This window comes from Nesterenkonia sp. YGD6, from assembly GCF_022565895.1.
GTDB lineage: Bacteria > Actinomycetota > Actinomycetes > Actinomycetales > Micrococcaceae > Nesterenkonia.
In genome coordinates, this window is record NZ_JAJOYY010000002.1 from 364,378 (window position 1) to 386,754 (window position 22,377).

Sequence of the window (22,377 nt, forward strand, 5' to 3'; positions counted from 1 at the left end):
GTTTAATCCATCCCGGGCCGTGAGGCCACCGTCACAGCGCTGATCCGGTGCAGACCCTCTTGAACGACCCGGCGAACGGGCCCCCCAGCTATCTGTCTCACGTTTATGCCGTCCGAGACCTCCCTCCTCGGGACGAGGACGGCCGGGCTCTCACGTGCGGCGGATCGACTCGTCCGCGAGATCGAGCACCTGGTCCAGCACATCGATCCCGAAGATCAGCTCCTCTTCCGTGGTGTTCAGCGGCGGGCAGATGTGCAGCCGGTTCATGTTCATGAAGGGCAGCACTCCGCGGCGTCTGGCCTCGGCGACCAGCTGATTCATCACCGCGGGGGTCTGACCATAGGGGGCCAGCGGTTCGCGGGTCTCCTTGTCCTTGACCAGTTCGATGGCCCAGAACATCCCGACCCCGCGCACATCTCCGACGCTGGGGTGCCTGTCCTTCAGCGCGGCCAGCCGGGGTCCGATCACGTCTTCTCCCAGCTTCAGCGCGTTCTCCACCATGCCCTCCTCGCGCATCGCGCTGATCGCGGCCACCGCGGCGGCGGCGGCGAGCGGGTGCCCGGAGTAGGTCAGTCCTCCCGGATAAGGCCGCTCGGCGAAGCTCGCGTAGATCGCATCGTCCATGGCGACGCCGCCCATCGGCACGTAGCCGGAGTTGACCCCCTTGGCGAAGGTCACGATGTCGGGCTCGATCCCGTAGTGCTGGTGGGCGAACCACTTGCCCGCACGGCCGAAGCCTGACATGACCTCATCGATGATCAAGACGATTCCGTGCTCGTCACACAGCTCCCGCACTCCCTGCAGGTAGCCCGCCGGAGGCAGGTAGATCCCGGCGGTCCCCGGGATCGCTTCCAGAATGATCGCCGCGACCTGTCCCGGCCCTTCCAGCAGCACCAGGTCGCGCAGGTGATTCAACGCGCGTTCGGCCTCCTGCGCCTCATCGGCGGCGTTGAAGTAGGAGCGGTAGGTGTAGGCGGGCAGGAAATGCTCGACGCCGGCGTCGTCGTCGGAGGCTATCCTTCGCGGGTCACCGGTCAGGTTCACGGCCAGGTGGGTGCCGCCGTGGTACGAGCGGTAGGCAGAGAACACCTTGCGCCGACCGGTGTGCAGCCGCGCCATCCGCACCGCATGCTCATTGGCGTCGGCCCCGCCGTTGGTGAAGAAGACGTGGTTGATGTCTTGAGGGAGAAGCTCGGTGATCAGCCGGGCTGCTTCGGATCGGGCCTCGTTGGCGTGCTGGGGGGCCACCGTGCACAGCTTCTCCGCCTGGGCCTTGATCGCCTCGATGATCTTGGGGTGCTTGTGTCCGGCGTTGGTGAAGACCAGCTGGGACGTCAGGTCCAGGAGCTTGTTGCCCTCACCGTCCCAGATCCAGGAGCCTTCGGCGTCGAGCACGGTCATCGGGGTCAGCGGCTCCTGCGCGCTCCAGGAGTGGAAGACGTGACTGCGGTCCAGCTCGTAGGCCCGGCGGCCCGCGTCGATCTCGGCGGCGCTCGGCCCGGCATCGAACCCGGTGGTCCCGGTGCTCTCAGTCTTTTCGGTGGTATGGGCTGTCATCATGCTCTCCTGCTCTGAAGTCCTGGTCGGTCATTCTGCGGGACGCCCAGCTGCCGACCGCTCTCGGCTGGATCACCCCCGGGGGTGGTGACCACCTTGCCATGGGTGTAGACCTGGATCCTCCCGATGTCGTGGGCGTGGCTGCCGCCGAACAGCGGATTGCCCAGCCGTCGAATGGTCAATGGGGCATCGGCACGGGGTGGACCGGGGTCGAACTCGGGCCGATCCGGGGTGCGGGGGCAGGAGATCGAGGCGAGTGGGCAGAGTCGGGCTGGGGTGCATCGGTGGGGTGCCTGTTAGCCTGTGCCCATGCCCGCTCGTCGGACGGCTCTCGCATGCGTTGCGCTGCTATATGCCCTGACAGCGTGTGGCAGCGGGGGCCCGGAGGACAGCCCCCAGGCCGAGGATGCGACTCCAGACTCACTCGAGGAGACGGACAGCTTCCCCACCATCAAGTTCAACCAGCCGTTGACGGGGGACGTGACGGCGGCGCAGCTCGAGGACTGGACGGCTCGTGGCCTGCTGCCTGTGGCGCCGGCCCATGGAGGCGCCTTCGAGACGATGACCAATGCCCTCCGGGCCGCCGAACCAGCCCCCGACGTCGTGATCTTCGGTGACTCCATGACCCAGCAGGGGGTGGACCCCGCCGAGCTGGGCCGACTGCTGACCGCGGAGACCGGTGAGGAGGTTTCGGTGTTCAACGGCGCCAGCAGCCGGGCGCGCTGGGGCATCAACCTCCTGTTCGCACGCTACGTGGTCAGCCTCGAGGATCCACCGGCAGTCGCGCTGATGGGCATCTCAACCCGCGCCGCGGAGCGCGACGGCTATTACACGGAGGAAGGGTCGAGGTCGGCGTTCTCTTCGATGGTGGAGGGGTGTGACCGGCCGCTCGGCGACACCTGGGGGGAGAAGGACACCGCGCGGTGTGAGCGCGACGTCGCAGACCCGCTGTATCGGTTCCGCCTCGGCGGGGAACAGGTGGCGCGGGCCCAGGAGGGTCAGCCGGCGCAGACCAGCCTGCGGATCGACGCGGACAGCAGGCTGCGGTCCGACGGTTTCATGATCCATCCCGGCGTCAGCGCGGCCAAGGCTGAACAGATCAGCGACACCCGGATGAAGCAGGGTTTTCCTGGTTTTCCGACGGTGCACGATGAGGCCGTGACCGACTTCGGGAATGCCACGGATCTGTTGCGCAGTCATGGCGTGACTGTGCTCGCCTTCGAGATTCCGTACACGCCCGTCCACCAGAAGAACCTCGAAGAGGCAGGACGAGACTATGACGCGCGCAGGCAGGACGCCGCTCAGGCTCTGACGGCCCCTCATGACGTCGCGTTGTTCTCGGTGGCCGAGTTCGGCGCCTGGTGGGGAGATGGCGACAGCCGGGATGCCATCCACCTCGCACCCCAGGGCGCGAGCAAGTTCGCGCGTCAGCTCACCGAGATCCCAGGCTTCATGGATGAGGTTCAAAAAGGGCTCGTCGAGTGAGATTCCCAGACCCCTTCAGGTTGACGTGACCATATGAACTGGACCATAGTGTCACTGTCACCTTAAGGAGGCCTCGCCATGGCCGCGCCGTCGAACCTGCAGACCGAGCTCGCCGTGAGCACGGTGGTCTTCGCGCTGCGTCCGCACCCGGAGACCGGGGAGCTCACGCTCTGGCTGCCGCTGGTGCGCCGCATCCGCGAACCTTTCCTGGGCCAGTGGGCACTCCCCGGAGGCCCCCTGGAACCCGACCAGGACCTGGTCAGCTCCGCCCGCGCCACCCTGCTGGAAACCACCGGTCTGGCTCCGCGGCACATGGAACAGCTCTACGCCTTCGGAGATGTGGACCGCTCCCCGGCCAGCACCCGGGTGGTGTCCATCGTCTACTGGGCGCTGGTGCGCCAGGACGAGGACACCGACGCTGTGGAGGGCGAGAACCTGGAATGGTTCCCCGCCGATGACATCGCCGAGGAGGCCGGCGTGCTGGCCTTCGATCACGGCGTGATCCTCGCCTACGCCCTGGACCGGCTGCGCGCGAAGGTCACCTACTCCCCCATCGCCCACGCCTTCCTCCCCGAGAGGTTCCCGCTGGCCGAGCTGCGCCGGGTCTATGAGGCGATCCTCAACCGGGCGCTGGATCCGTCGAACTTCCGCCGCCAGATCCTTGCCCAAGGCACCGTCGAGGTCACCGGCGAGCGCATGACCGGCACGGCGCACCGCCCGCCGCGGCTCTACCGCTCCAACCCCCACCGCACCCGTTACACCCTCACCATCCAGGAGACACCATGACCGCCTCGGTCCATGACCTGATCACCCTGACCCCGAAGGACAGCTGTAACACGAAGCTGGCCGCCGGGCCTTGGGACTTCGACACCGTCCCGGGCTACGGGCCCGGCTCCTCGCAGGCCGATCGACTCCCTGACCCGGTCTCCCGCCCCGGTCAGCTGCCCGAGCGCTACCAGCTGATGCCCGAGGCCGAGCTGTACGAGCGGATCGTGGCCGCGAAGGCGACGCTCGGCGAGGAGCTGGTCATCCTGGGCCACTTCTACCAGCGCGACGAAGTCATCCAGCACGCCGACTTCGTGGGCGATTCCTTCCAGCTGGCCAATGCCGCGCTGAGCAAGCCAGAAGCCAAGACCATCGTCTTCTGCGGAGTCCATTTCATGGCCGAGACCGCCGACATCCTCTCGACTCCTGAGCAGTCGGTGATCCTGCCCAACCTCGCCGCCGGCTGCTCCATGGCGGATATGGCCGATGAATCCTCGGTGGAGACCGCATGGGAGGAGATCTGCGAAACATACGGGGTGGACCCGGAGAACATCACGCCCGACGCCCAGGGCAAGGTCCCGATCCTCCCGGTGACCTATATGAACTCCTCCGCCGCACTGAAGGCGTTCTGCGGCCGCCACGGCGGGATCGTCTGCACCTCTTCCAACGCCGCGACCGTGCTGGAATGGGCCTTCCAACGCGCCCACCGGGTGCTGTTCTTCCCGGACCAGCACCTGGGCCGCAACACCGCCAAGGCCATGGGGGTCCCGCTGGAGCAGATGCCGCTGTGGAACCCGCGCAAAGCCCTGGGCGGGAACACTGCCGAGCAGCTGCGCGAGGCCAAGGTCCTGCTCTGGCACGGCTTCTGTTCGGTGCACCGACGCTTCACCGTGGACCAGATCACCCAGGCCCGCGCCGCGGACCCGCAGGTGAAGATCATCGTGCACCCCGAGTGCCCGATGGAGGTGGTCGACGCCGCCGACGCCGCCGGCTCCACCGACGCGATCCAGAAGTTCATCGCGGCCTCCTCCCCCGGAGACACCATCGGGATCGGCACCGAGGTCAACATGGTGAACCGGCTCGCCGCCCAGTACCCGGACCGCACCATCTTCTGCCTGGACCCGGTCATCTGCCCGTGCTCCACCATGTACCGGATCCACCCGGGCTACCTGGCCTGGGTGCTGGAGGAGCTGGTGGCCGGACGCGTGAACAACCAGATCAGTGTGGATGCCGCGGTCTCCGTGCACGCGAAGGTCGCGCTGGACCGGATGCTTGCCGCGAAGCCGAAAGCCTGAAGGGACACCGTGGACACGCAGCTCTCGGCCCGCGACATCGACGCGGTCATCACCCTCGCGCTGGCCGAGGACATCCCCTTCGGGGATCTCACCAGCGTCGCCTTCGTCCCGGCCGATGCCAGCGCGCACGCCCAGCTGGTGGCACGGGAACCCGGTGTCCTCGCCGGTGGTGAGATCTTCGCCCGCACCTTCGCCGCGCTGGACCCCGGCGTCGTCGTGAGTCTCCAGACCGACGACGGCGCACGGTTCGGTCCTGGGGATGTGCTGGCCAGCGTGCAGGGCCCCGCCCGGGCGATCCTCGGCGCCGAGCGGGCGGCGCTGAACCTGATCCAGCGACTCTCCGGGGTGGCCACGCTGACCAGCGAGTATGTCGCCGCCGTCGCCGGCACCGGGGTGCGGGTCACCGATACCCGCAAGACCACCCCGGGGCTGCGCGCGCTGGAGCGCTACGCGGTGCGCTGCGGGGGTGGGCACAACCACCGATTCTCACTCTCCGATGCGGTGATGGCCAAGGACAACCACCTCGCGCTGGTGGGCGACTCCCCCGAGGCGCTGACCACGGCGATCCTCACTGCCCGCGAGCGCCTGCCGCACACCACCCACATCGAGGTGGAGGTGGATCGGGTCGAGCAGATCGCGCCGGTGCTGGCCGGCCGGGCGGACACCATCATGTTGGACAACTTCTCGTGTGAGGACCTGCGCCGCGGGGTGGAGCTCATCGACGGGGCCGCCCTGGTGGAGGCCTCCGGCGGGGTGAGCCTGGAGACCATCGCAGCGATCGCCGGCACCGGGGTGGACCTGATCAGCGTCGGCGCGCTCACCCAGGGTGCCCGCGCCCTGGACCTGGGGCTGGACATGGATCTCGGGGCCGGTATCCACGTCGAGGTCGACGCTGCTCTGGCTGGCGGGCTTGATGTGGACGGGCCGGGAACCTCGGGCTGATGCTCTACCTGGACGAGTCCGCCGCCGCCCCGGTCAGGCGCGAGGTGCTCGAGGCCATGTGGCCACACCTGACCGGGTATGCGAATCCCTCGAGCGTCCACGAGCCCGGGGCCGCGGCATCACGGGCGCTGGAGACGGCGCGCGCCGAGGTGGCCCGGCACCTGAACGCCCGGCCGGCGGAGATCATCTTCACCTCCGGCGGCACCGAGTCCGACAATGCCGCGGTGAAGGGCATCGCGCTCGCCGATCCGAGAGGTCGCCATGTGCTGATCTCCGCACTGGAACACCCTGCCGTGAGCGAGTCCGCGGCCTGGCTGGGCCGGCTGGACTACGAGGTGGAGACCGTGCCGGTGGATGCGGAGGGTGTGGTCACCCCTGAGGCGCTGGCAGCGAAGCTGCGCACCGACACCACGTTCGTCTCGATCCATTACGCGAACAACGAGGTCGGCACCGTTCAGGACGTCGCCGCACTGGCGGCGCTCTGCACGGAACACCGCGTTCCGTTCCACACCGACGCGGTCCAGGCCGCCGGGACTCTGCCGCTGGATGTGCAGGAGCTCGGGGTCAGCGCGATGAGCCTTGCCGGGCACAAGCTCGGCACCCCCAAAGGCACCGGCGTGCTGTACCTGCGCCGTCGGACACCTTTCGAGCCGCTAATCCATGGCGGCGGACAGCAGCGGGACCTGCGCTCGGGCACCGAGAACGTCGCCGGAGCGGTCGGGCTGGCGACGGCGCTGCGGCTGGCTGCCGAGACTGACGTCCGGGAGCTCGCCCGGCGCCGCGATGACTTCATCGACGCCGTGCTGGCCCGGGTCCCCGGCGCGCAGCTGACCGGGCACGGCACCCGCCGGCTCGCCGGACACGCGTCCTTCGTGCTTCCGGGGCGCAGCGGGGAGTCGGTGCTGCTGGACCTGGAACGGCAGGGGATCTTCTGCTCCTCGGGCTCAGCCTGTGCGGCCGGCTCCAGCGAGCCAAGCCCCGCACTGCGCGCCATGGGCTACTCGGATGAGGTGGCTCAGACCGCGGTGCGGTTCAGCTTCGGGGACTCCGTGACCCCGCAGGACCTGTCCCGCGCCGCCGCGGCGCTGCCCACCGGACCCTGATCGTCAGGACATCGCTGGCGCCCGCCCTGGACCGGTGGCGCAGGCGTAAGGTGATCAAGGGTCCGCCTCCTGTCTGACCGGGTGGGCCTGACCCGATGTTCTGAACACGGGCGTTTCTGATCACTGACACTCTGATCTCCAGGAGCCACCATGTACGTTCCCGCGCAAGACCGCTACGACAATGCGGAATACCGCCGCGTAGGCCGCTCCGGCCTGGTGCTGCCGCCGCTCTCCCTGGGGCTCTGGCACAACTTCGGCGACGACTTCGCCCTGCAGAACCAGCGCGAGATCATCCACCTGGCCTTCGATCACGGCATCACCCACTTCGACCTGGCCAACAACTATGGGCCTCCCCCAGGGTCGGCGGAGATCAACTTCGGGCGGATCCTGCGCGAGGACTTCGCCGGGCTGCGCGATGAGCTGATCATCTCCACCAAGGCCGGGTGGACCATGTGGCCCGGCCCCTACGGCGGTCCCACCGGCAGCCGCAAGCACCTGCTCTCCAGCCTGGACCAGTCGCTGAGCCGGATGGGCCTGGACCACGTGGACATCTTCTACTCCCACCGCCCCGATGCCGACACCCCTTTGGAAGAGACCATGTCCGCGCTGGACACGGCGGTACGATCCGGCAAGGCGCTCTACGCCGGGATCTCCTCCTACTCCGCTCAAGACACGATCAAGGCCGCGGCGATCCTGAAGGATCTGGGCACCCCGCTGCTGATCCACCAGCCCTCCTACTCGATGCTCAACCGCTGGATCGAGACCGAGGGTCTGCTCGATGCGGTCGAAGAGGTCGGTGCGGGGGTCATCGGCTTCAGCGCACTCGCGCAGGGCATGCTGACCGACAAGTACCTCGACGGGGTCCCCTCCGACTCGCGCGCGGCGACCAAGGGCTCGTTCCGCGACGACTTCCTCACCGAGGAGAACCTCGGGCACATCCGGGCGCTCAACGAGATCGCCTCCGCGCGGGGACAGAGCCTCGCGCAGATGGCGCTGGCCTGGGCGCTTCGCGATGACCGCGTGAGCTCCCTGGTGATCGGCGCCAGCCGGCCCGAACAGCTCAAGAGCAACCTGGCCGCGCTGGACCAGCGCTCCTTCACCAAGGAAGAACTGGACGCCGTCGATGAGCACGCCGTCGACGCCGGCATCGACATCTGGGGCTCGGCCCGCAGGAGCACCCAGAACTGATCCTGGTGCGGCGGGAGGGGTGTGCTCGGCGGGTGGGGCGCGGATGCTTCCGCGCTCCACCCGCCGCACCACCCGATGAACCCGCTCCCTCGCCCGCCGCTTCACCCGATGCGACCATGAGCCAGATCATGCGGTAGACTTTCCTGGTGCTTCCGGCGAGTTTGTTGGAAGAATTTCGGGCTATAGCGCAGCTTGGTAGCGCGTCCGTCTGGGGGACGGAAGGTCGTGGGTTCAAATCCCGCTAGCCCGACCAGAGAAAGAGAAAGCCTCAAACCATTGAATTGGTTTGAGGCTTTCTCTTTTGTTCGCCCTACCAGAGTTTCGGCGGTGGACACGATCCGTGGACCCCGGCGGGCGTCCAGTTCGACGGATATTGCCCTGCTTTGATCGTCGCTCCTATTCTGAGTCCCTTCAGCGGTTCGCGTGCCGAGCGCAGACAGAAGAGACCCCCGGCACTTCCCCATTCGCACCCACAAGGGAGCAGGCATGTCGCCGAGCCAGATTGCAATCAGCGCGGACGGTGTGGAACGGCGTTTCGGTGACCTTATAGCCGTCGACGGCGTCAGTCTTGAGGTTGAGGCTGGGGAGATCTACGGATTCCTCGGACCGAACGGGGCTGGGAAGTCCACGCTGACCCGCATCCTCTGCACCCTGCTCACACCCTCCGCCGGTCACGCCACCGTGGCCGGATACGACGTCGAATCACAGCCCGGCGAGGTCCGGCTCCGCGCCGGGGTGGCCCTGCAGGAGGCCGCTCTGGATGACAAACAGACCGGGGCCGAGATGCTCGCCCTCCAGGGCAGGTTCTACGGACTCTCGGGGAAGGCCACCAAGGCCCGGGTGGCTCAGCTGACCACACTCGTGGACATCGGCTCCGCGCTGGATCGGCGCATCGGGACCTATTCCGGCGGGATGAAGCGTCGCCTGGATCTCGCGCTGGCTCTGGTCCATGACCCTGAGGTTCTCTTCCTGGACGAGCCCACCACCGGACTGGACCCCGTAAGCCGGGCAAAGGTCTGGCAGGAGGTCCGGAGGCTCAACCGGGAGCTGGGGATGACGGTCTTCCTCACCACGCAGTACCTCGAGGAGGCCGACGAGCTGGCAGACCGGGTGGGCATCATCAGCAAGGGCCGGCTGGTTGCCGAAGGAACTCCGGCCCAGCTCAAACGGAGCATCGGCACCGACGTCGTGATCGTCACGGTCACCGGGGATGCGCGGATCGCCGGGCAGGCCCTGGAGTCGCTGGGCGTGGTGGAACGCATCGAGGCCAACGGGCCGACACTGACTCTGAGCGTCTCCGACGGCCCCTCAGCGATCAGCCCGATCGCCGTCGCCCTCGCCCAGGTACCCGACACGGAGGTCATCGAGCTGTCCCTGCGTCGACCATCCCTCGATGATGTCTTCCTCTCCGTGACTGGGGAACACATCACCGATTCCAGTGCGTTCATGGCCAGCGCCTCCGCGCCGCAGAATCCCCAGGAGCCCCAGTGAACTCGTCCACCACCACGACCGAGCGCCCCGCCACCAGGATCCGACCAAAGAGCGCGGGGTTCCTGCGAGACCTCGGCTCCGTCGCCTACAGGGCTCTGCGCGCAATTCCCCGAGACCCCGCTGCCGTCATCCCGGCCCTGATCATCCCGCTGTTCTTCTTCGTTGTGAACATCGGAGCACTGGAATCGGTGGCAGAAGGAATCGGCGTGGCCGACTTCCGGGCGTTCCAACTTCCGGTGGCGATCGTCTTCGCCGTCACGGGCGTCTCGCGGGCGAGCGACCTGGTGACCGATATCAGCAGCGGCTACTTCGACCGGCTGCTGCTCACGCCGATGAGTCGCTCGGCCCTGCTGCTGGGACTGATGGTCGCGGATCTGGTGCTGGTGATGGCACTGTGCGTGCCGGTGTTGATCCTGGGATTCTTCGTCGGCGTCGAGTTCGCCACGGGAATCTCCGGCGTCGTCGCCTTCGTCATCATCGGGGGGCTCTGGGGCCTTGCGTTCACGGGCTTCCCCTATGCCATCGCGCTGCGCACGGGAAGCCCGGCCGCGGTGAACTCCTCCTTCCTGCTGTTCTTCCCCTTCGCCTTCCTCACCACGTCTTTTCTTCCGCAGGAGGCGCTGACCGGGTGGCTCGCAGCGATCGCTGACTACAATCCGATCACCTATCTGCTCGCCGCACTGAGGTCCCTGCTCTCCGAAGGCTGGGTCTGGGCAGACCTCTGGCCTGGCCTGTTGGCGATCGGCATCGTGGGGGCGGTGAGCTTCACGCTGGCCTTCGGCGCGCTGCGCGGCCGCGTCTCCCGCGGCTGAACAACACTCCCCTTCCCCAGTGAGGCACTCGGGTTAAGCTGGCCAGCATGACCGTGCCTTCCCGCGACGCCGCCGCGACCCAGAGTGCCACCGCGATCCCCAGCACCAGCGGCACCTCCCACCGCGTCAACCCACGCCTGCGGACCCTGGTGCCGCTGCGCTGGGGCGATATGGACGCCTACGGCCACATCAACAACGTGGAGGTGCTGCGGCTGCTCGAAGAGGCGCGCATCCGCGCCTTCGGGTCGCCGGCCCATACGGGCAGCCCCGTCGGGGAGCCGCTGGCCCCGCTGTTCAACGAGCTTCCTCGGGATGCGCAGGCGCTCGTCGTCGAACACCGGGTGCGGTACCTGGCGAGTCTGGAGTACCGGGATGTCCCCGCCCAGATCGACGTCTGGGTGACCAAGCTCAAGGGCGCGGGGCTCACCCTGGCCTATGAGGTCCGCGACGGCGTGGACGGCACGCGATGCGTGATCGCCGAGACCCAGCTGGCCTTCTTCGACACGGGCTCCAACACGCTGCTGCGACTGACTCCGCAGCAGCGTGCACAGGCCGCGGCGCACCAGGATGAATCCCCTTTCCGCACACCCTGACCCGGCATCCCGCACCGTCTGCATGGACGTCATGATGGGGCTGGTTTGCCGAATCGCGACCTGCGCGAACCATTGAACTCCCAGATCAGCTGATGATGCGTGGATACGATCAAACCCATGCTTCCTCGCGAGAACCTTCCCCATCGCGGACCTGGAGGCAGGCCCGCTCGGCACGGCTTCGCGTACCGCGCCCTCGGGCTTGCCACTGCCGCACTCCTGATGACCGCCTGCAGCCCCGCCGTCTTCCACCCTGTCTCCACCCAGGACGCCGGGTCCAGTGCCGCGCCCAGCTCCGCGCACGAGCAGCATAAGCAGGAGCTCGCCGCGGAGGAGGAGCGGCTCGCGAGTGGACAGGCCGAGGCGGAGGCCCCGCGGCAGCGACTGGAGGATGAGACCGACGAAGAGGAATCAGCCGACGCCGAGGATCCGGTGGAGGATGAGGAACAGGCAGGAGCCGAAGCCCCTGACGAGGAGGATCTCCGGGCGGTGCCCGCTCCGGACGAATCGACTCCAGAAGGCTCAACCCCCGAAGACCCCGATCCTGAAACCCCCGAAGACCCAGACTCAGAAGACTCAGATGCAGCCCCGGAAGACCCCGAGCAGTCCCAGCCTGAGACACCGGCGGACACCCCCAGCTTCACCGGTGATCTCGACAGCTATCTGGACGAGCTCGTCGCCTTCCACCCCGGGGACATCTCGATCAGCGTCGCCGAGCTGGGCGGCCAGGGGCGGACCGGATCGTCCGCAGGTGCGGAGTCCCGGGTCAGCGCCAGCACCTATAAGGTCTACGTCGCCTACGGGATCCTCAGCCGGGTCGAGTCCGGTGAGATGGACTGGGGCGACATGATCGAGGGCGGACGCGATCGCGCCACCTGCTTCGCCGACATGATCTCGGTCAGCGACAACCCCTGTGCCGACGCTTTCCGCGGGGAGCTCGGCTGGGAAGGCCTGCGTGACATCGCCGCCGATACCGGAGGCCCGGCCACGGACTTCATCCCGGCCTACGCACGCAGCTCGGCCAATGACCTCACCGCGTTCATGACCCGGTTGGAGTCCGGCTCGCTGGACATCAGCGCTGAGGGCCGTTCGCGTCTGCTGGATGCGCTGGAGTCCAACTTCTTCCGCGACGGCATCGACGCGGGCAGCGCCGGGTCGGTGCTGAACAAGGTGGGCTTCATCGACGGCTACCTCAACGACACCGCCATCGTGCGGCACCCGGAGGGCACCTACGTGCTGAGCATCATGTCCGATGGGTCGGACTGGGACTCGATCAGCACCCTCACCAGAGACGTCGAGGCCGCCCTGTACTGAGAGTTGCAGTATTGGGCGACCTCGAGGTGTGGCCAGCCGGTCCGGCCTGCTGCGCCGGACCAGGATGCCTACTTGCGCTTGCGCTTCTCGCGCACGCGCATCGAGACCTCGATCGGCGAGCCGGTGAAGTCGAAGGTCTCACGCAGCCGGCGGGTGATGTAGCGCCGGTAGCCCGGATCCAGGAACCCGGTGGTGAAGAGCACGAAGCGCGGGGGCTTGGTGGAGGGCTGGGTGGCGAAGAGGATCCTGGGCTGCTTGCCGCCGCGGACCGGGTGCGGGTGGGCCGCGACCAGTTCCCCGAGGAAGGCGTTGAGCCGTCCGGTGGAGATGCGCCGTCCCCAGCTGGTCAGCGCGGTGTCCAGGGCCGGTGCGAGCTTGTCCTTGTGCCAGCCGGTCAGTGCGGAGACGTTGACCCGCGGGGCCCAGGCGATGTGCGCCAGGTCCCGGGTGACTTCGCGCTCGAGGTAGTAGCGGCGCTCCTCATCCATCAGGTCCCATTTGTTGTAGGCCACCACCAGGGCGCGGCCGGAGTCCACGGCCATCTGGATGATGCGCACGTCCTGCTCCGAGACGGGCTCCTCCACCGAGAGCAGCACGACAGCGACCTCGGCCTTGTCCAGGGCGCGCTGGGTGCGCAGCATCGCATAGTACTCAGACCCCGACGCCATGTGCTGACGACGCCGGATCCCGGCGGTGTCCACGAAGCGCCAGGTCTGTCCGCCGAGTTCGATGAACTCATCGACCGGGTCCATGGTGGTGCCGGCCACGGCGTCCACGACCACGCGCTCGGAGCCTGCCAGCTTGTTCAGCAGCGAGGACTTGCCCACATTCGGGCGTCCCACCAGGGCCACCCGGCGCGGACCGCCGGTGGGGATCATTCCGCCGTGCTCGGCGAACTCGGGCAGCGCCTTCACGGCGGCGTCGAGCAGGTCGCCGGTGCCGGTGCCGTGCAGCGCCGAGACCGGGTAGGGCTCGCCGAGCCCGAGGTTCCAGAGGCCGTAGACCTCGCTCATGTGCGAGGGGGCGTCGACCTTGTTGGCGACCAGCAGCACCGGCTTCTTCTTGCGCCGCAGCATCCGCACCACGGCCTCGTCCACGGCGGTGGCGCCGACGAGTCCGTCGACGACGAAGATCACGGCGTCGGCCTCGTCCACGGCCATCTCGGCCTGTTCCGCCACCCGCTTGTGCATCCCGCGGGCGTCCTGCTCCCAGCCTCCGGTGTCCACCAGGGTGAAGTCTTTGCCGTTCCACTCCGCGTCATAGGACACGCGGTCGCGGGTCACGCCGGGCACGTCTTCGACCACGGCCTCTTTGGAGCGGGTGATCCGGTTGACCAGCGTGGACTTGCCCACGTTGGGGCGCCCGATCACAGCCAGCGCCGGTGGGGCGGCGACGTAGGGCTCGTAGTCCTCGTCGTCCTCGTCATAGTCGAGGACGGCGGCGTCCTCCTCGGCCAGCTCGTAGTCGGAGAGTCCCGCGCGCAGCGCGGCGGCGCGCGCGGCGGCCTCCTCCTCGGTGATGGCGGCCAGCCGTTCGGCCAGTCGATCGTCCTCCACGGCCGGAATGTATTCCGGGGAGTCGGAGGGAAAGGTGTCAGCGTTATTCGCCACGGGATGCTCCTGCAGATGGGATCGAGAGTGGTTCGGCGGAGACCTGTTCCACGCGCTGGATCAGCGCGTCGATGGTCTCCTGAAAGGTCAGGTCCGAGGAGTCCAGCACGGCGACGCCGTCGGCTGCCTCGGTGAAGTTCGACGCGGTGGAGTCGCGGGCGTCGCGGTCGATCACCTGGCGGCGCAGCGACTCGGCGGTCTCGGTGCCTCCCAGCTGCAGGCCGCGGCGACGCAGCCTGGCCTCGGCGGAGGCGGTGAGCAGCACGCGCACCTGCGCGTCGGGAGCCACCACGGTGGTGATGTCGCGGCCCTCGGCCACGATGAAGCCGGCGTTGTCGATGATCCTGCGCTGGGCGGCGATCAGCAGCGCGCGGGCCGCTCGGTTGGTCGCGATCTCGGAGACCCGCTCGGAGATCCGGGTCTCTCGGATCGCCGCGGTGACGTCGCTCTGCCCCACGGCGATGATCTGGTGCGCGGGGTCGGTGGAGATCGTCAGCGGCACCTCCTCCACGGCCAGGGCGACGGCCTGCTCATCGGCGAGGTCCACTCCCTGAGCCAGGCAGTACCAGGTGGCGGCGCGGTACATCGCCCCGGTGTCCAGATATGCGGCGCCGAGCTGGCTGGCGACGGCGCGGCAGACGCTGGACTTCCCGGACCCTGAGGGTCCGTCCACCGCAATGATCAGGCGCTGTCCTTGACTCACGAGAGCACTACCTTCCATCCAAATTCAGTCATGGCTTCGGCGAGCTCGTCACGCCGTCCGGGAAGCACGGAGAGCTCCACCATGCCGACCTGGTGGCCGGCGGAGTGCTCCATGCGCAGGTCTTCGACGTTGACCCCGACCGTGGCCACGTCGTTGAGCACCGCGGCGATCTGTCCCGGCTTGTCGTCGACGATCACGGTGAGCACCGCGAAGGACTGCGGCGGGGCGCCGTGCTTGCCGGGCACCCGGGTGACCCCGGAGTTGCCCTCGGCGATGAGCTGGGCGATGTCGGCCTGCCCGCCCGGGGCCCGCGGCTCCTCCAGGGTGCTGATCAGCCGTTCCATGTCCTGGCGCAGCCCGTAGAGGATCTCCACCACCGGCCGGGCGTTGGAGGAGAGGATCTGCACCCACAGTCCAGGGTCGGAGGCGGCGATCCGGGTCACGTCGCGCAGCCCGTTGCCGGCCAGCGCCAGGGCCGAGACCGGCGCGTCCTGCAGCCGGGAGGCCACCAGCGAGGCGGCGATCTGGGGCAGGTGCGAGATCAGCGCCACGGATTCGTCGTGGCGCACGGGGTTCATGTGGTGCACGGTGGCGCCGAGTCGGCGTCCCACCTCCCCGGCCCATTCCACGGCCTCACGTGCCGAGAGCTGGTCTCCGGTGTGCGGGTCCACCGCGGGGCAGATGACCCAGGGCATGGAGGTGAAGAGCTCGCCGCGGGCGGCCACGGGGCCGGACTTCTCCCGGCCCGCCATCGGGTGTGTGCCCACATAGCGGGTCAGGTCGGCCCGGGTGAGCGCGGCGTCGTCGTCCTCGGTGAGGTTCAGCAGGCCGTCAAGGATCTCGGCCTTGGTGGAGGCGATGTCGAGCACGACGGCGTCGGGATACCGCACCAGCGCGGCCGCCACCTCCACGGTGGTGGCCTCCGGGGGTGCCGCGACGATGACGATCTCCGGGGTGGTCTCCGCGGGGGCCTTCTCAAGGATGGTGCCTGCGCCGATGTCGGCGGCGATGGCCTGGGCGGTGGCGGAGGGGTCGGAGAGCAGCACCTGGTGGCCGTCGGCGCGCAGCCCGAGCCCGATGCTGGCGCCGAGCAGTCCGGTGCCTCGGATGAGCACGGTGGGGGTCTGGCGCACGCTGGTCGGGGTGGCGGTCAAGAGGTTCATCGCGCTCCGCCGTCGCTGCCGGCGGTGTCGCCGGTCGTGTCGCTGCTGGTCGTGTCGCCGGCAGCCGGGTCGTCGCGGCTGGTCAGGTCGAGCAGGTGGCCCAGCTCCAGCCGGCCCAGCGGGCGCACGGTGCCCTGCTGCTGGTCCCCGATGGTGATCTCGCCCAGGGCGGTGCGCACCAGGCGCAGCACCGGGTGTCCGACGTGGTCGAAGATGCGGCGCACGATCCGGTTGCGTCCTGAGTGCAGGGTCACCTGGATCATGGTGCGGCGGCCGTCGCTGCCCAGCTGCCGATAGTCATCCACGGCGATGGGCCCGTCCTCGAGCTCGATGCCGGCGCGCAGCTTCTTGCCCACCTCTTTGTACACCGGTCCGGCGACCTCGACCACGTAGGTCTTGGGCACCTCGTAGGAGGGGTGGGTGAGCTTGTTGGCCAGCTCGCCGTCGTTGGTGAGCAGCAGCAGGCCCTCGGTCTCGGCGTCGAGGCGGCCCACGTGGAAGAGCCTGGCGGCCTTCATCTCCTCGGTGAGGTAGTCGTTGATGCAGGGCCGGCCGTGCGGATCCGACATCGTGGTGACCACGCCGGTGGGCTTGTTGAACATCACGTACTGGTGTTCGACGCTGAGCTGGATGCGCACGCCGTCGACATGGATGGTGACGTCGTCGGGCTGCACGCGGATGCCGGGTTCGATGATGACCTTGCCGTCCACCGACACCCGACCCTCGGCGATCAGCGCCTCACAGACCCGCCGGGAGGCGACGCCGGCCTGGGCGAGCACCTTCTGCAGCCGCACACCCTCGGGGTCATGGACTGCCGCGAAGTTCTCCTCGGCCTCGTCACGGCGGGGCTTGGCCCGGCTCGGACCGGTGGAGATCATCCGCTGGGGGTCCTCGGAGGAGAAGGGCCCCCCGGACTGACCGGCCTTCGGGGTGCGTGCTGCGGTGGCAGCGCGTGGCTCCCGCCGCTGCGCCTCGCGCGCGCGGCGGTCTGGGCCCGAAGATTTCATGATCTCCATTCTATGGGGAGTGTCCAATCCTTCCGGCCATTCAGCTTTCCGGGCCCAGCTCTCCGGCTGCTTCGATGCCCGGCAGGTGTGGGGACAGCTGTGGAAGCTCCTGCACGGAGTTGATCCCGAGGCGTTCCAGCAGGTCCGCGGTGGTGACATACAGGGTGGCTCCGGTGAGCGGATCGGTGCCGGCGGTGTCGACCAGACCGCGGTGGACCAGGGTGCGCACCACGCCGTCGACGTTGACCCCGCGGATGGCGGCGACCTGGGAGCGGGCCACCGGCTGCCGGTAGGCGATCACGGCCAGGGTCTCCAGCGCAGCCTGGGAGAGCCGGGTGGTCGCGCCGCCGAGGACGAAGGCGGAGACCTGCTCGGCGTAGTCGGCGCGGGAGTAGTAGCGGTATCCCCCGGCGATCTCACGCAGCTCATAGCCGCGGCGCCGGGAGCCCTCGCTGATCCCGTCGATGTCCAGGCGCAGCGCATCGAGCACCGTGATGACCTGGCGCTCGGGGATCTCCAGGACCTGGGCCAGCTCCAGCGCGGAGACCGGCTCCTCGATGATCATCAGCACGGCCTCGGCGGCGGCGAGCAGGTCCTCGCTGATCGGCTCAGCCATGATCGGGATCCTCCTTCTCGGGCGCGGGGGTGTCGGGCGAGGAGATGTCGGGCGCAGGGGTGTCGACCCCGGTGCCGGCCGGATCGGCCCATTCCGCGGCCGCGCGGTCCAGCGCCGCGATCTCACCGCTGGCAGGACCGGACCAGATGACCCGCAGCTCCCCCAGCGGCGCATCCTGTTCGAACGCGACGTCGCGGTCGCGGTAGAGCTCCAGCAGACCGAGAAACCGCACGACGACGACGAGCCGGCTCTCGGCCTCGCGGACCAGTTCGGTGAAGCTGGCCGCGCCGGCCTCGCGCAGCGCAGCGGTCATCACCGCCATCTCGGTCCGGATGTCCACCGCGTGGGAGTGCAGGTGCTCGAACCTGATGTGGTCCGGTTCCATCGCCGGACGGGCGAAGGCGCGCTCGGCGATGGTCTTCAGGTCCGCCGGGGTGGTCTTGAAGACCAGCTCGGGCAGCAGCTGGGCCAGCTCGGGGTGGGTGCCGGGCTGGCGCGGGAAGCGGTCCGAGTGCTCCTGGATCTGCTCGGCGATGTGCCCGGCGATGTGTTTGAACGCCCGGTACTGCAGCAGTCGGGCGAAGAGCAGGTCGCGGGCCTCCAGGGCGGCGAGGTCCTCCTCGGACTCGACCTCGCCCCCGGGCAGCAGCTGCGCGGCCTTGAGGTCCAGCAGGGTGGCGGCGATCAGGATGAAGTTCGAGGACTCGTCCAACGCCTGGTGGTGCGAGAGGCCTCGGACATAGCTGATGAACTCGTCGGTGACCGCGGAGATCGCCACCGCGGTGACGTCCATCTCGCGCTTGGCGATCAGGCCGAGCAGCAGGTCGAAGGGGCCGTCGAAGTTCGCCAGCGAGACCGTGAATCCGGTCGCTGTGGGGGAATCGTGCCGGGCGTCTGCCTCGAGGCTCTCGAGATTCGCGGCGGCGTCGGCATGCTGAAGCGCCGCGGCGCCGGCTGCCGGGTGCGCCACTAGGGCGATCCACCTCGGAGGATCAGTTCGCGGGCCAGCTGGCGGTAGGCCTTGGCGCCCTCGTGCTTGTGCGCGTAGGCGGTGATCGGTTCCGCGGCCACGGTGGCGTCGGGGAACTTCACCGAGCGTTTGATGACGGTCTCGAAGACCTTGTCGCCGAAGGCCTCGACGATCCTGGCGATGACCTCGCGGGCGTGCAGGGTGCGCAGATCGACCATGGTGACCACCACGCCGTCGATCTCCAGGTCCGGATTCAACCGGTCCTGGACCTTCTCGATGGTGTCGACCAGCAGCGCCACGGCGCGCAGCGCGAAGTACTCGGCCTCCAGCGGGATGACGACGCCGTGGGCGGCGGTGAGCGCGTTGACGGTGAGCAGCCCCAGCGAGGGCTGGCAGTCGATGATGATGACGTCGTAGTCGTTCCGGACCTGGCGCAGCGCGCGGTCCAGGACCTGTTCGCGGGCCACCTCGTTGACCAGCTGCACCTCCGCGGCGGAGAGGTCGATGTTCGCCGGCAGCAGGTCGATGTTCTCCACGTGGGTGGAGACGATGGCGTCGCGGGTCTTGACCTCACGCTCCATGAGCACGTTGTAGACCGTGGTCTCCAGCTCATGCGGGCTGGTGCCGAAGCCGGCGGAGAGTGCGCCCTGCGGGTCGAAGTCCACCATCAGCACGCGGCGGCCGTATTCGGCGAGCGCGGCGCCCAGGTTGATCGCGGAGGTGGTCTTGCCGACTCCGCCCTTCTGGTTGACCATGGCGATGACTCGCGCGGGGCCGTGGCTGCTCAGCGGCGCGGGTTCGGCGAAGTCATGCTTCGGCCGGCCCGTGGGACCCATGATCGCGTCGCCGTAGATGGTGAAGAGTTCGGTCGGCTGATCGCTGTGCGACGCGTTGACCTCCCGGTCAGGCGTTTCGCCCATCCGGGCACCCGGCTCGCTCACGTGATCCCTCAACTTCCTCCTGCGGACAACAACTTATCCAGGTTACCCCGTGTCCTCATCGAGGCAAGATGTGCAGGCCAAGTAGCACTCGAAGGTTCGCCTCGCCATCGCGTCAGGCTCGGGCGGCAGGGGTCAGGCTGCGGCGCTGCCGCTGGACCGGCGTCCGGCCAGCGGCACTCGCCAGCCGCGCTTGAGCGAGATCATGCGCAGCGTGAAGACCAGGCAGGAGACCACGAGTCCCGCCCAGATCAGCGGCAGCTCGAAGCTCAGCACGATCACGATGAGCCCCGCGCCGAACATCGCCGGCACCGCATAGACGCCGCGCGGATTGAAGATCTGTGGGGTCTCGTTGGCCACCACGTCGCGCATCGCACCGCCGCCCACCGCGGTGGTCACCCCGAGCAGGACGCAGGCGATCTCATTGAGCCCGGCGTTGAACGCGATGACCGTGCCGGTGAGGCAGAACAGCGAGAGTCCGACGGCGTCGAAGACCAGCAGCGTCCGGCGCAGCCGGGTCTCATGGAGCAGCCCGGTGAGCACCAGGATCACTGCCACCAGCACCGGGGCCAGGTAGATCGGCTGCAGGAAGGCGGCCGGGGGTCCGTCGCCGATGATGATGTCCCGGGTGACGCCGCCACCGAGTCCGGCCATGGAGGCCAGCAGCAGCGAGCCCACCACGTCGAAGCCCTTGCGGGCGGCGAGCAGCGCCCCGGAGACGGCGAAGGCGAAGGTGCCCAGCAGCTCGACGGCCAACAGCGCGAGGTCCATCGCTCTCCCCCTGCGTCAGCCGGGGAGCAGCTGCGCGCGACACGTCCGCGGCGCGCTGGCGCCGCGGAGACTTGTGCGGCGCGCGGTCGCGCGCCGCCGACAAGCCTACCGCTGGGGTCGCAGCACCGGGATCAGGTCATCGAGCACCGAGGCGTCCTCGATGGTGGAGGGCACCCGCGCCTGCTCGCCGTCGGCGATCTGGCGCATGGTCTTGCGCAGGATCTTGCCCGACCGGGTCTTCGGCAGCGCGGCGACCACCGCGACGGTCTTGAAGTCCGCCACCGGCCCGATGTCTCGGCGCACCAGGGCGGTCAGCTCCGCCTGCAGCGTCTTCGGGTCGTCCTCTCGTCCAGCCTTGAGCACCACGAATCCCGAGGCGCGCTGGCCCTTGAGCTCGTCCTGCAGTCCGATCACCGCGCATTCGGCCACTGCCGGGTGGGAGGCGACCACGGCTTCGATGGAACCGGCCGAGAGCCGATGACCGGCCACGTTGATCACGTCATCGGTGCGGCCCATCACGAAGAGGTAGCCGTCCTGATCCAGGTAGCCGGAGTCCCCGGTGGCGTAGAACCCGGGGAAGGCGTCGAGATACGAATCGATGTAGCGCTGGTCGTCGCCCCAGAGGGTGGGCAGGGTGCCCGGGGGCATGGGCAGTCGCAGCGCGATGTTGCCCTCCTCCCCCGCCGGGAGCTCCTCCCCGGTCGCGTCGAGGATCACCACGTCGTAGCCGGCCATCGGCAGCGTGGCGGAACCTTCCTTGACCTCCAGCGCCTCGATCCCCACCGGGTTGGCCGCGATCGGCCAGCCGGTCTCGGTCTGCCACCAGTTGTCGATCACCGGCACCTGCAGGGCGTCGGTGATCCAGCGCTGGGTGACCGGGTCGAGCCGCTCCCCGGCGGCGTAGAGGTGACGCAGCGAGGAGATGTCGTAGTCGCCGACCAGCGCGGCCTCCGGGTCGGTCTTGCGGATCGCGCGCAGCGCCGTGGGTGCGGTGAACAGCGCGGTGATCCGGTGCTGCTGGATCATCCGCCAGAAGGCGCCCGCATCAGGGGTGCCGACCGGTTTGCCCTCGTAGAGCACGGTGGTCGCTCCGACCAGCAGCGGTCCATAGACGATGAAGGAGTGCCCGACCACCCAGCCGACGTCGGAGGCGGTGAACATGGTCTCCCCCGGGCCGACGTCGTAGATCGCCTGCATCGACCAGCTCAGCGCGACGGCGGTGCCTCCCTGGTCACGGACCACGCCCTTGGGCCGGCCGGTGGTCCCGGAGGTGTAGAGGATGTAGAGCGGGTCGGTGGCGCGCACCGTGACCGGGGCTGCGGGCGCAGCCTGGGCTGACTGGGAGGACCAGTCGTGCCATTGCGCAGTCACACTCGTCTCTGCGTCCGCGGCGACCTCTTCGAGGCTGTGGGCGAAGCCCTCGCGCTCCTGGACCACCACGTGGCGGACGTCGTGGGTGGCCAGGCGCAGCGCCTCGGCCACGGTTGGCAGGTACTCCACCTTGCGGGTGGGTTCGATGCCTCCGGTGGCGGTGAGCACGACGTCGGGGGACGCGTCGTCGATGCGCGAGGCCAGCTCCTTTGCGGCGAAGCCGCCGAAGACCACCGAGTGCACCGCTCCGATCCGGGCGCAGGCGAGCATCGCGATGGGCGCCTGCGGGATCATCGGCAGGTAGATGATGACCCGGTCTCCGGCACCCACGCCGAGTTCGGTCAGCATTCCGGCACACCGGGCCACCTCGGCGGTGAGCTCGGCGTAGCTGTAGCTCTGGACGGCCCCGGTCACGGCGGAGTCATAGATCAGCGCGGTCTGCTCCCCACGGCCGGCTTCGACGTGGCGGTCCAGGCAGTTGTAGCTCAGGTTCAGCTCCGCCTCGGGAAACCAGCGGTAGATCGGGGCCGCCGAGTCGTCGAGTGCGCGCTCCGGCGCGCGGTCCCAGTGGATCTGCTCGGCGGCGGCGAGCCAGAACTCCTCACGCTGGGCCAGTGATCGTGCGTGCAGCTCGCGGTAGGACGTACCGGTCATGGGAGTGCTCCTGCTCATCGGCGTGGACGCGT

At 68.6% G+C, this 22,377-nt stretch carries 21 protein-coding genes and 1 tRNA gene; 11 read left to right on the forward strand and 11 right to left on the reverse strand.

Annotation, left to right across the window (positions count from 1 at the left end):
• Positions 1-150: 150 nt before the first annotated feature.
• Both LTI14_RS05055 and LTI14_RS05060 read right to left on the reverse strand, forming a co-directional pair.
• Positions 151-1,557 carry an aspartate aminotransferase family protein gene (locus tag LTI14_RS05055; protein WP_241470944.1) on the reverse strand — a complete coding sequence of 469 codons (1,407 nt, stop codon included), beginning with the start codon at positions 1,555-1,557 and terminating at the stop codon, positions 151-153.
• The gene (locus LTI14_RS05060; RefSeq protein WP_241470943.1) at positions 1,557-1,739 is read right to left on the reverse strand and encodes a hypothetical protein; all 183 of its coding nucleotides are present in this window, start codon (positions 1,737-1,739) and stop codon (positions 1,557-1,559) included. The genes LTI14_RS05055 and LTI14_RS05060 overlap by 1 nt, the downstream gene beginning before the upstream one ends.
• A gap of 127 nt (positions 1,740-1,866) precedes the next feature.
• Here LTI14_RS05060 and LTI14_RS05065 point away from each other — a divergent pair, with 127 nt between their 5' ends.
• The 11 genes from LTI14_RS05065 (at position 1,867) to LTI14_RS05115 (ending at position 12,542) form a co-directional block, all read left to right on the forward strand.
• Positions 1,867-3,042 carry a hypothetical protein gene (locus tag LTI14_RS05065; RefSeq protein ID WP_241470942.1) on the forward strand — a complete coding sequence of 392 codons (1,176 nt, stop codon included), beginning with the start codon at positions 1,867-1,869 and terminating at the stop codon, positions 3,040-3,042.
• Between the two features lie 78 nt (positions 3,043-3,120).
• Complete coding sequence (locus tag LTI14_RS05070; RefSeq protein ID WP_241470941.1) at positions 3,121-3,828, forward strand: NUDIX hydrolase; 708 nt, start codon at positions 3,121-3,123, stop codon at positions 3,826-3,828.
• Positions 3,825-5,102 (forward strand): quinolinate synthase NadA, encoded by a 1,278-nt coding sequence (gene nadA / locus LTI14_RS05075; RefSeq protein ID WP_241475960.1) that lies wholly within the window; start codon positions 3,825-3,827, stop codon positions 5,100-5,102. The genes LTI14_RS05070 and nadA overlap by 4 nt, the downstream gene beginning before the upstream one ends.
• Before the next feature lie 9 nt (positions 5,103-5,111).
• The gene (gene nadC / locus LTI14_RS05080; RefSeq protein ID WP_241470939.1) at positions 5,112-6,044 is read left to right on the forward strand and encodes a carboxylating nicotinate-nucleotide diphosphorylase; all 933 of its coding nucleotides are present in this window, start codon (positions 5,112-5,114) and stop codon (positions 6,042-6,044) included.
• A complete protein-coding gene (locus LTI14_RS05085) occupies positions 6,044-7,147 on the forward strand; it encodes a cysteine desulfurase family protein (protein ID WP_241470938.1) in 1,104 nt (367 codons plus the stop codon). Before nadC ends, LTI14_RS05085 begins: the two co-directional genes overlap by 1 nt.
• Positions 7,148-7,297: 150 nt before the next feature.
• Positions 7,298-8,335, forward strand: coding sequence for an L-glyceraldehyde 3-phosphate reductase (mgrA, locus tag LTI14_RS05090; RefSeq protein WP_241470937.1), 1,038 nt, complete (start codon positions 7,298-7,300; stop codon positions 8,333-8,335).
• A 176-nt stretch (positions 8,336-8,511) separates the two neighbouring features.
• Positions 8,512-8,588, forward strand: a tRNA-Pro gene (locus tag LTI14_RS05095).
• A 233-nt stretch (positions 8,589-8,821) separates the two neighbouring features.
• Entirely contained in the window at positions 8,822-9,826 is a 1,005-nt protein-coding gene (locus tag LTI14_RS05100) for an ATP-binding cassette domain-containing protein (protein ID WP_241475961.1), read from the forward strand.
• Positions 9,823-10,638, forward strand: coding sequence for an ABC transporter permease (locus LTI14_RS05105; protein ID WP_241465045.1), 816 nt, complete (start codon positions 9,823-9,825; stop codon positions 10,636-10,638). The genes LTI14_RS05100 and LTI14_RS05105 overlap by 4 nt, the downstream gene beginning before the upstream one ends.
• A gap of 47 nt (positions 10,639-10,685) precedes the next feature.
• Positions 10,686-11,231 carry an acyl-CoA thioesterase gene (locus tag LTI14_RS05110; RefSeq protein WP_342357721.1) on the forward strand — a complete coding sequence of 182 codons (546 nt, stop codon included), beginning with the start codon at positions 10,686-10,688 and terminating at the stop codon, positions 11,229-11,231.
• A 117-nt stretch (positions 11,232-11,348) separates the two neighbouring features.
• The gene (locus LTI14_RS05115; protein ID WP_241475962.1) at positions 11,349-12,542 is read left to right on the forward strand and encodes a serine hydrolase; all 1,194 of its coding nucleotides are present in this window, start codon (positions 11,349-11,351) and stop codon (positions 12,540-12,542) included.
• Positions 12,543-12,610: 68 nt separating this feature from the next.
• On the opposite strand, the gene der is transcribed toward LTI14_RS05115, so the two are convergent.
• The 9 genes from der to LTI14_RS05160 form a co-directional block, all read right to left on the reverse strand.
• A complete protein-coding gene (gene der, locus LTI14_RS05120) occupies positions 12,611-14,098 on the reverse strand; it encodes a ribosome biogenesis GTPase Der (protein ID WP_241471079.1) in 1,488 nt (495 codons plus the stop codon).
• Positions 14,099-14,141: 43 nt separating this feature from the next.
• Entirely contained in the window at positions 14,142-14,873 is a 732-nt protein-coding gene (gene cmk, locus LTI14_RS05125) for a (d)CMP kinase (protein WP_241465047.1), read from the reverse strand.
• A complete protein-coding gene (locus LTI14_RS05130; RefSeq protein WP_241475963.1) occupies positions 14,852-16,018 on the reverse strand; it encodes a prephenate dehydrogenase in 1,167 nt (388 codons plus the stop codon). The genes cmk and LTI14_RS05130 overlap by 22 nt, the downstream gene beginning before the upstream one ends.
• On the reverse strand, positions 16,015-17,025 hold the full coding sequence (locus LTI14_RS05135; protein WP_241475964.1) for a pseudouridine synthase: 1,011 nt from the start codon (positions 17,023-17,025) through the stop codon (positions 16,015-16,017). The genes LTI14_RS05130 and LTI14_RS05135 overlap by 4 nt, the downstream gene beginning before the upstream one ends.
• A 40-nt stretch (positions 17,026-17,065) precedes the next feature.
• Positions 17,066-17,641, reverse strand: coding sequence for an SMC-Scp complex subunit ScpB (gene scpB / locus LTI14_RS05140; protein ID WP_241475965.1), 576 nt, complete (start codon positions 17,639-17,641; stop codon positions 17,066-17,068).
• Entirely contained in the window at positions 17,634-18,611 is a 978-nt protein-coding gene (locus LTI14_RS05145) for a segregation and condensation protein A (protein ID WP_241475966.1), read from the reverse strand. Before LTI14_RS05145 ends, scpB begins: the two co-directional genes overlap by 8 nt.
• The gene (locus LTI14_RS05150) at positions 18,611-19,447 is read right to left on the reverse strand and encodes a ParA family protein (protein ID WP_241465114.1); all 837 of its coding nucleotides are present in this window, start codon (positions 19,445-19,447) and stop codon (positions 18,611-18,613) included. Before LTI14_RS05150 ends, LTI14_RS05145 begins: the two co-directional genes overlap by 1 nt.
• A gap of 237 nt (positions 19,448-19,684) precedes the next feature.
• A complete protein-coding gene (locus LTI14_RS05155) occupies positions 19,685-20,320 on the reverse strand; it encodes a trimeric intracellular cation channel family protein (RefSeq protein ID WP_241475967.1) in 636 nt (211 codons plus the stop codon).
• Positions 20,321-20,425: 105 nt separating this feature from the next.
• Positions 20,426-22,345, reverse strand: a complete 1,920-nt coding sequence (locus LTI14_RS05160) for an AMP-binding protein (RefSeq protein WP_241475968.1) — start codon at positions 22,343-22,345, stop codon at positions 20,426-20,428.
• Positions 22,346-22,377 lie beyond the last annotated feature (32 nt).

Bases quoted from the DNA above. Each gene is read 5' to 3' on its own strand.
- LTI14_RS05150 (WP_241465114.1), bottom strand. From the start codon at position 19,447: ATGGGTCCCACGGGCCGGCCGAAGCATGACTTCGCCGAACCCGCGCCG.
- LTI14_RS05115 (WP_241475962.1), top strand. From the start codon at position 11,349: ATGCTTCCTCGCGAGAACCTTCCCCATCGCGGACCTGGAGGCAGGCCC.
- LTI14_RS05065 (WP_241470942.1), top strand. From the start codon at position 1,867: ATGCCCGCTCGTCGGACGGCTCTCGCATGCGTTGCGCTGCTATATGCC.
- LTI14_RS05100 (WP_241475961.1), top strand. From the start codon at position 8,822: ATGTCGCCGAGCCAGATTGCAATCAGCGCGGACGGTGTGGAACGGCGT.
- LTI14_RS05130 (WP_241475963.1), bottom strand. From the start codon at position 16,018: ATGAACCTCTTGACCGCCACCCCGACCAGCGTGCGCCAGACCCCCACC.
- LTI14_RS05155 (WP_241475967.1), bottom strand. From the start codon at position 20,320: ATGGACCTCGCGCTGTTGGCCGTCGAGCTGCTGGGCACCTTCGCCTTC.
- LTI14_RS05160 (WP_241475968.1), bottom strand. From the start codon at position 22,345: ATGACCGGTACGTCCTACCGCGAGCTGCACGCACGATCACTGGCCCAG.
- mgrA (WP_241470937.1), top strand. From the start codon at position 7,298: ATGTACGTTCCCGCGCAAGACCGCTACGACAATGCGGAATACCGCCGC.
- LTI14_RS05085 (WP_241470938.1), top strand. From the start codon at position 6,044: ATGCTCTACCTGGACGAGTCCGCCGCCGCCCCGGTCAGGCGCGAGGTG.
- LTI14_RS05055 (WP_241470944.1), bottom strand. From the start codon at position 1,557: ATGACAGCCCATACCACCGAAAAGACTGAGAGCACCGGGACCACCGGG.
- LTI14_RS05135 (WP_241475964.1), bottom strand. From the start codon at position 17,025: ATGAAATCTTCGGGCCCAGACCGCCGCGCGCGCGAGGCGCAGCGGCGG.
- cmk (WP_241465047.1), bottom strand. From the start codon at position 14,873: ATGGAAGGTAGTGCTCTCGTGAGTCAAGGACAGCGCCTGATCATTGCG.
- nadA (WP_241475960.1), top strand. From the start codon at position 3,825: ATGACCGCCTCGGTCCATGACCTGATCACCCTGACCCCGAAGGACAGC.
- LTI14_RS05110 (WP_342357721.1), top strand. From the start codon at position 10,686: ATGACCGTGCCTTCCCGCGACGCCGCCGCGACCCAGAGTGCCACCGCG.
- LTI14_RS05070 (WP_241470941.1), top strand. From the start codon at position 3,121: ATGGCCGCGCCGTCGAACCTGCAGACCGAGCTCGCCGTGAGCACGGTG.
- scpB (WP_241475965.1), bottom strand. From the start codon at position 17,641: ATGGCTGAGCCGATCAGCGAGGACCTGCTCGCCGCCGCCGAGGCCGTG.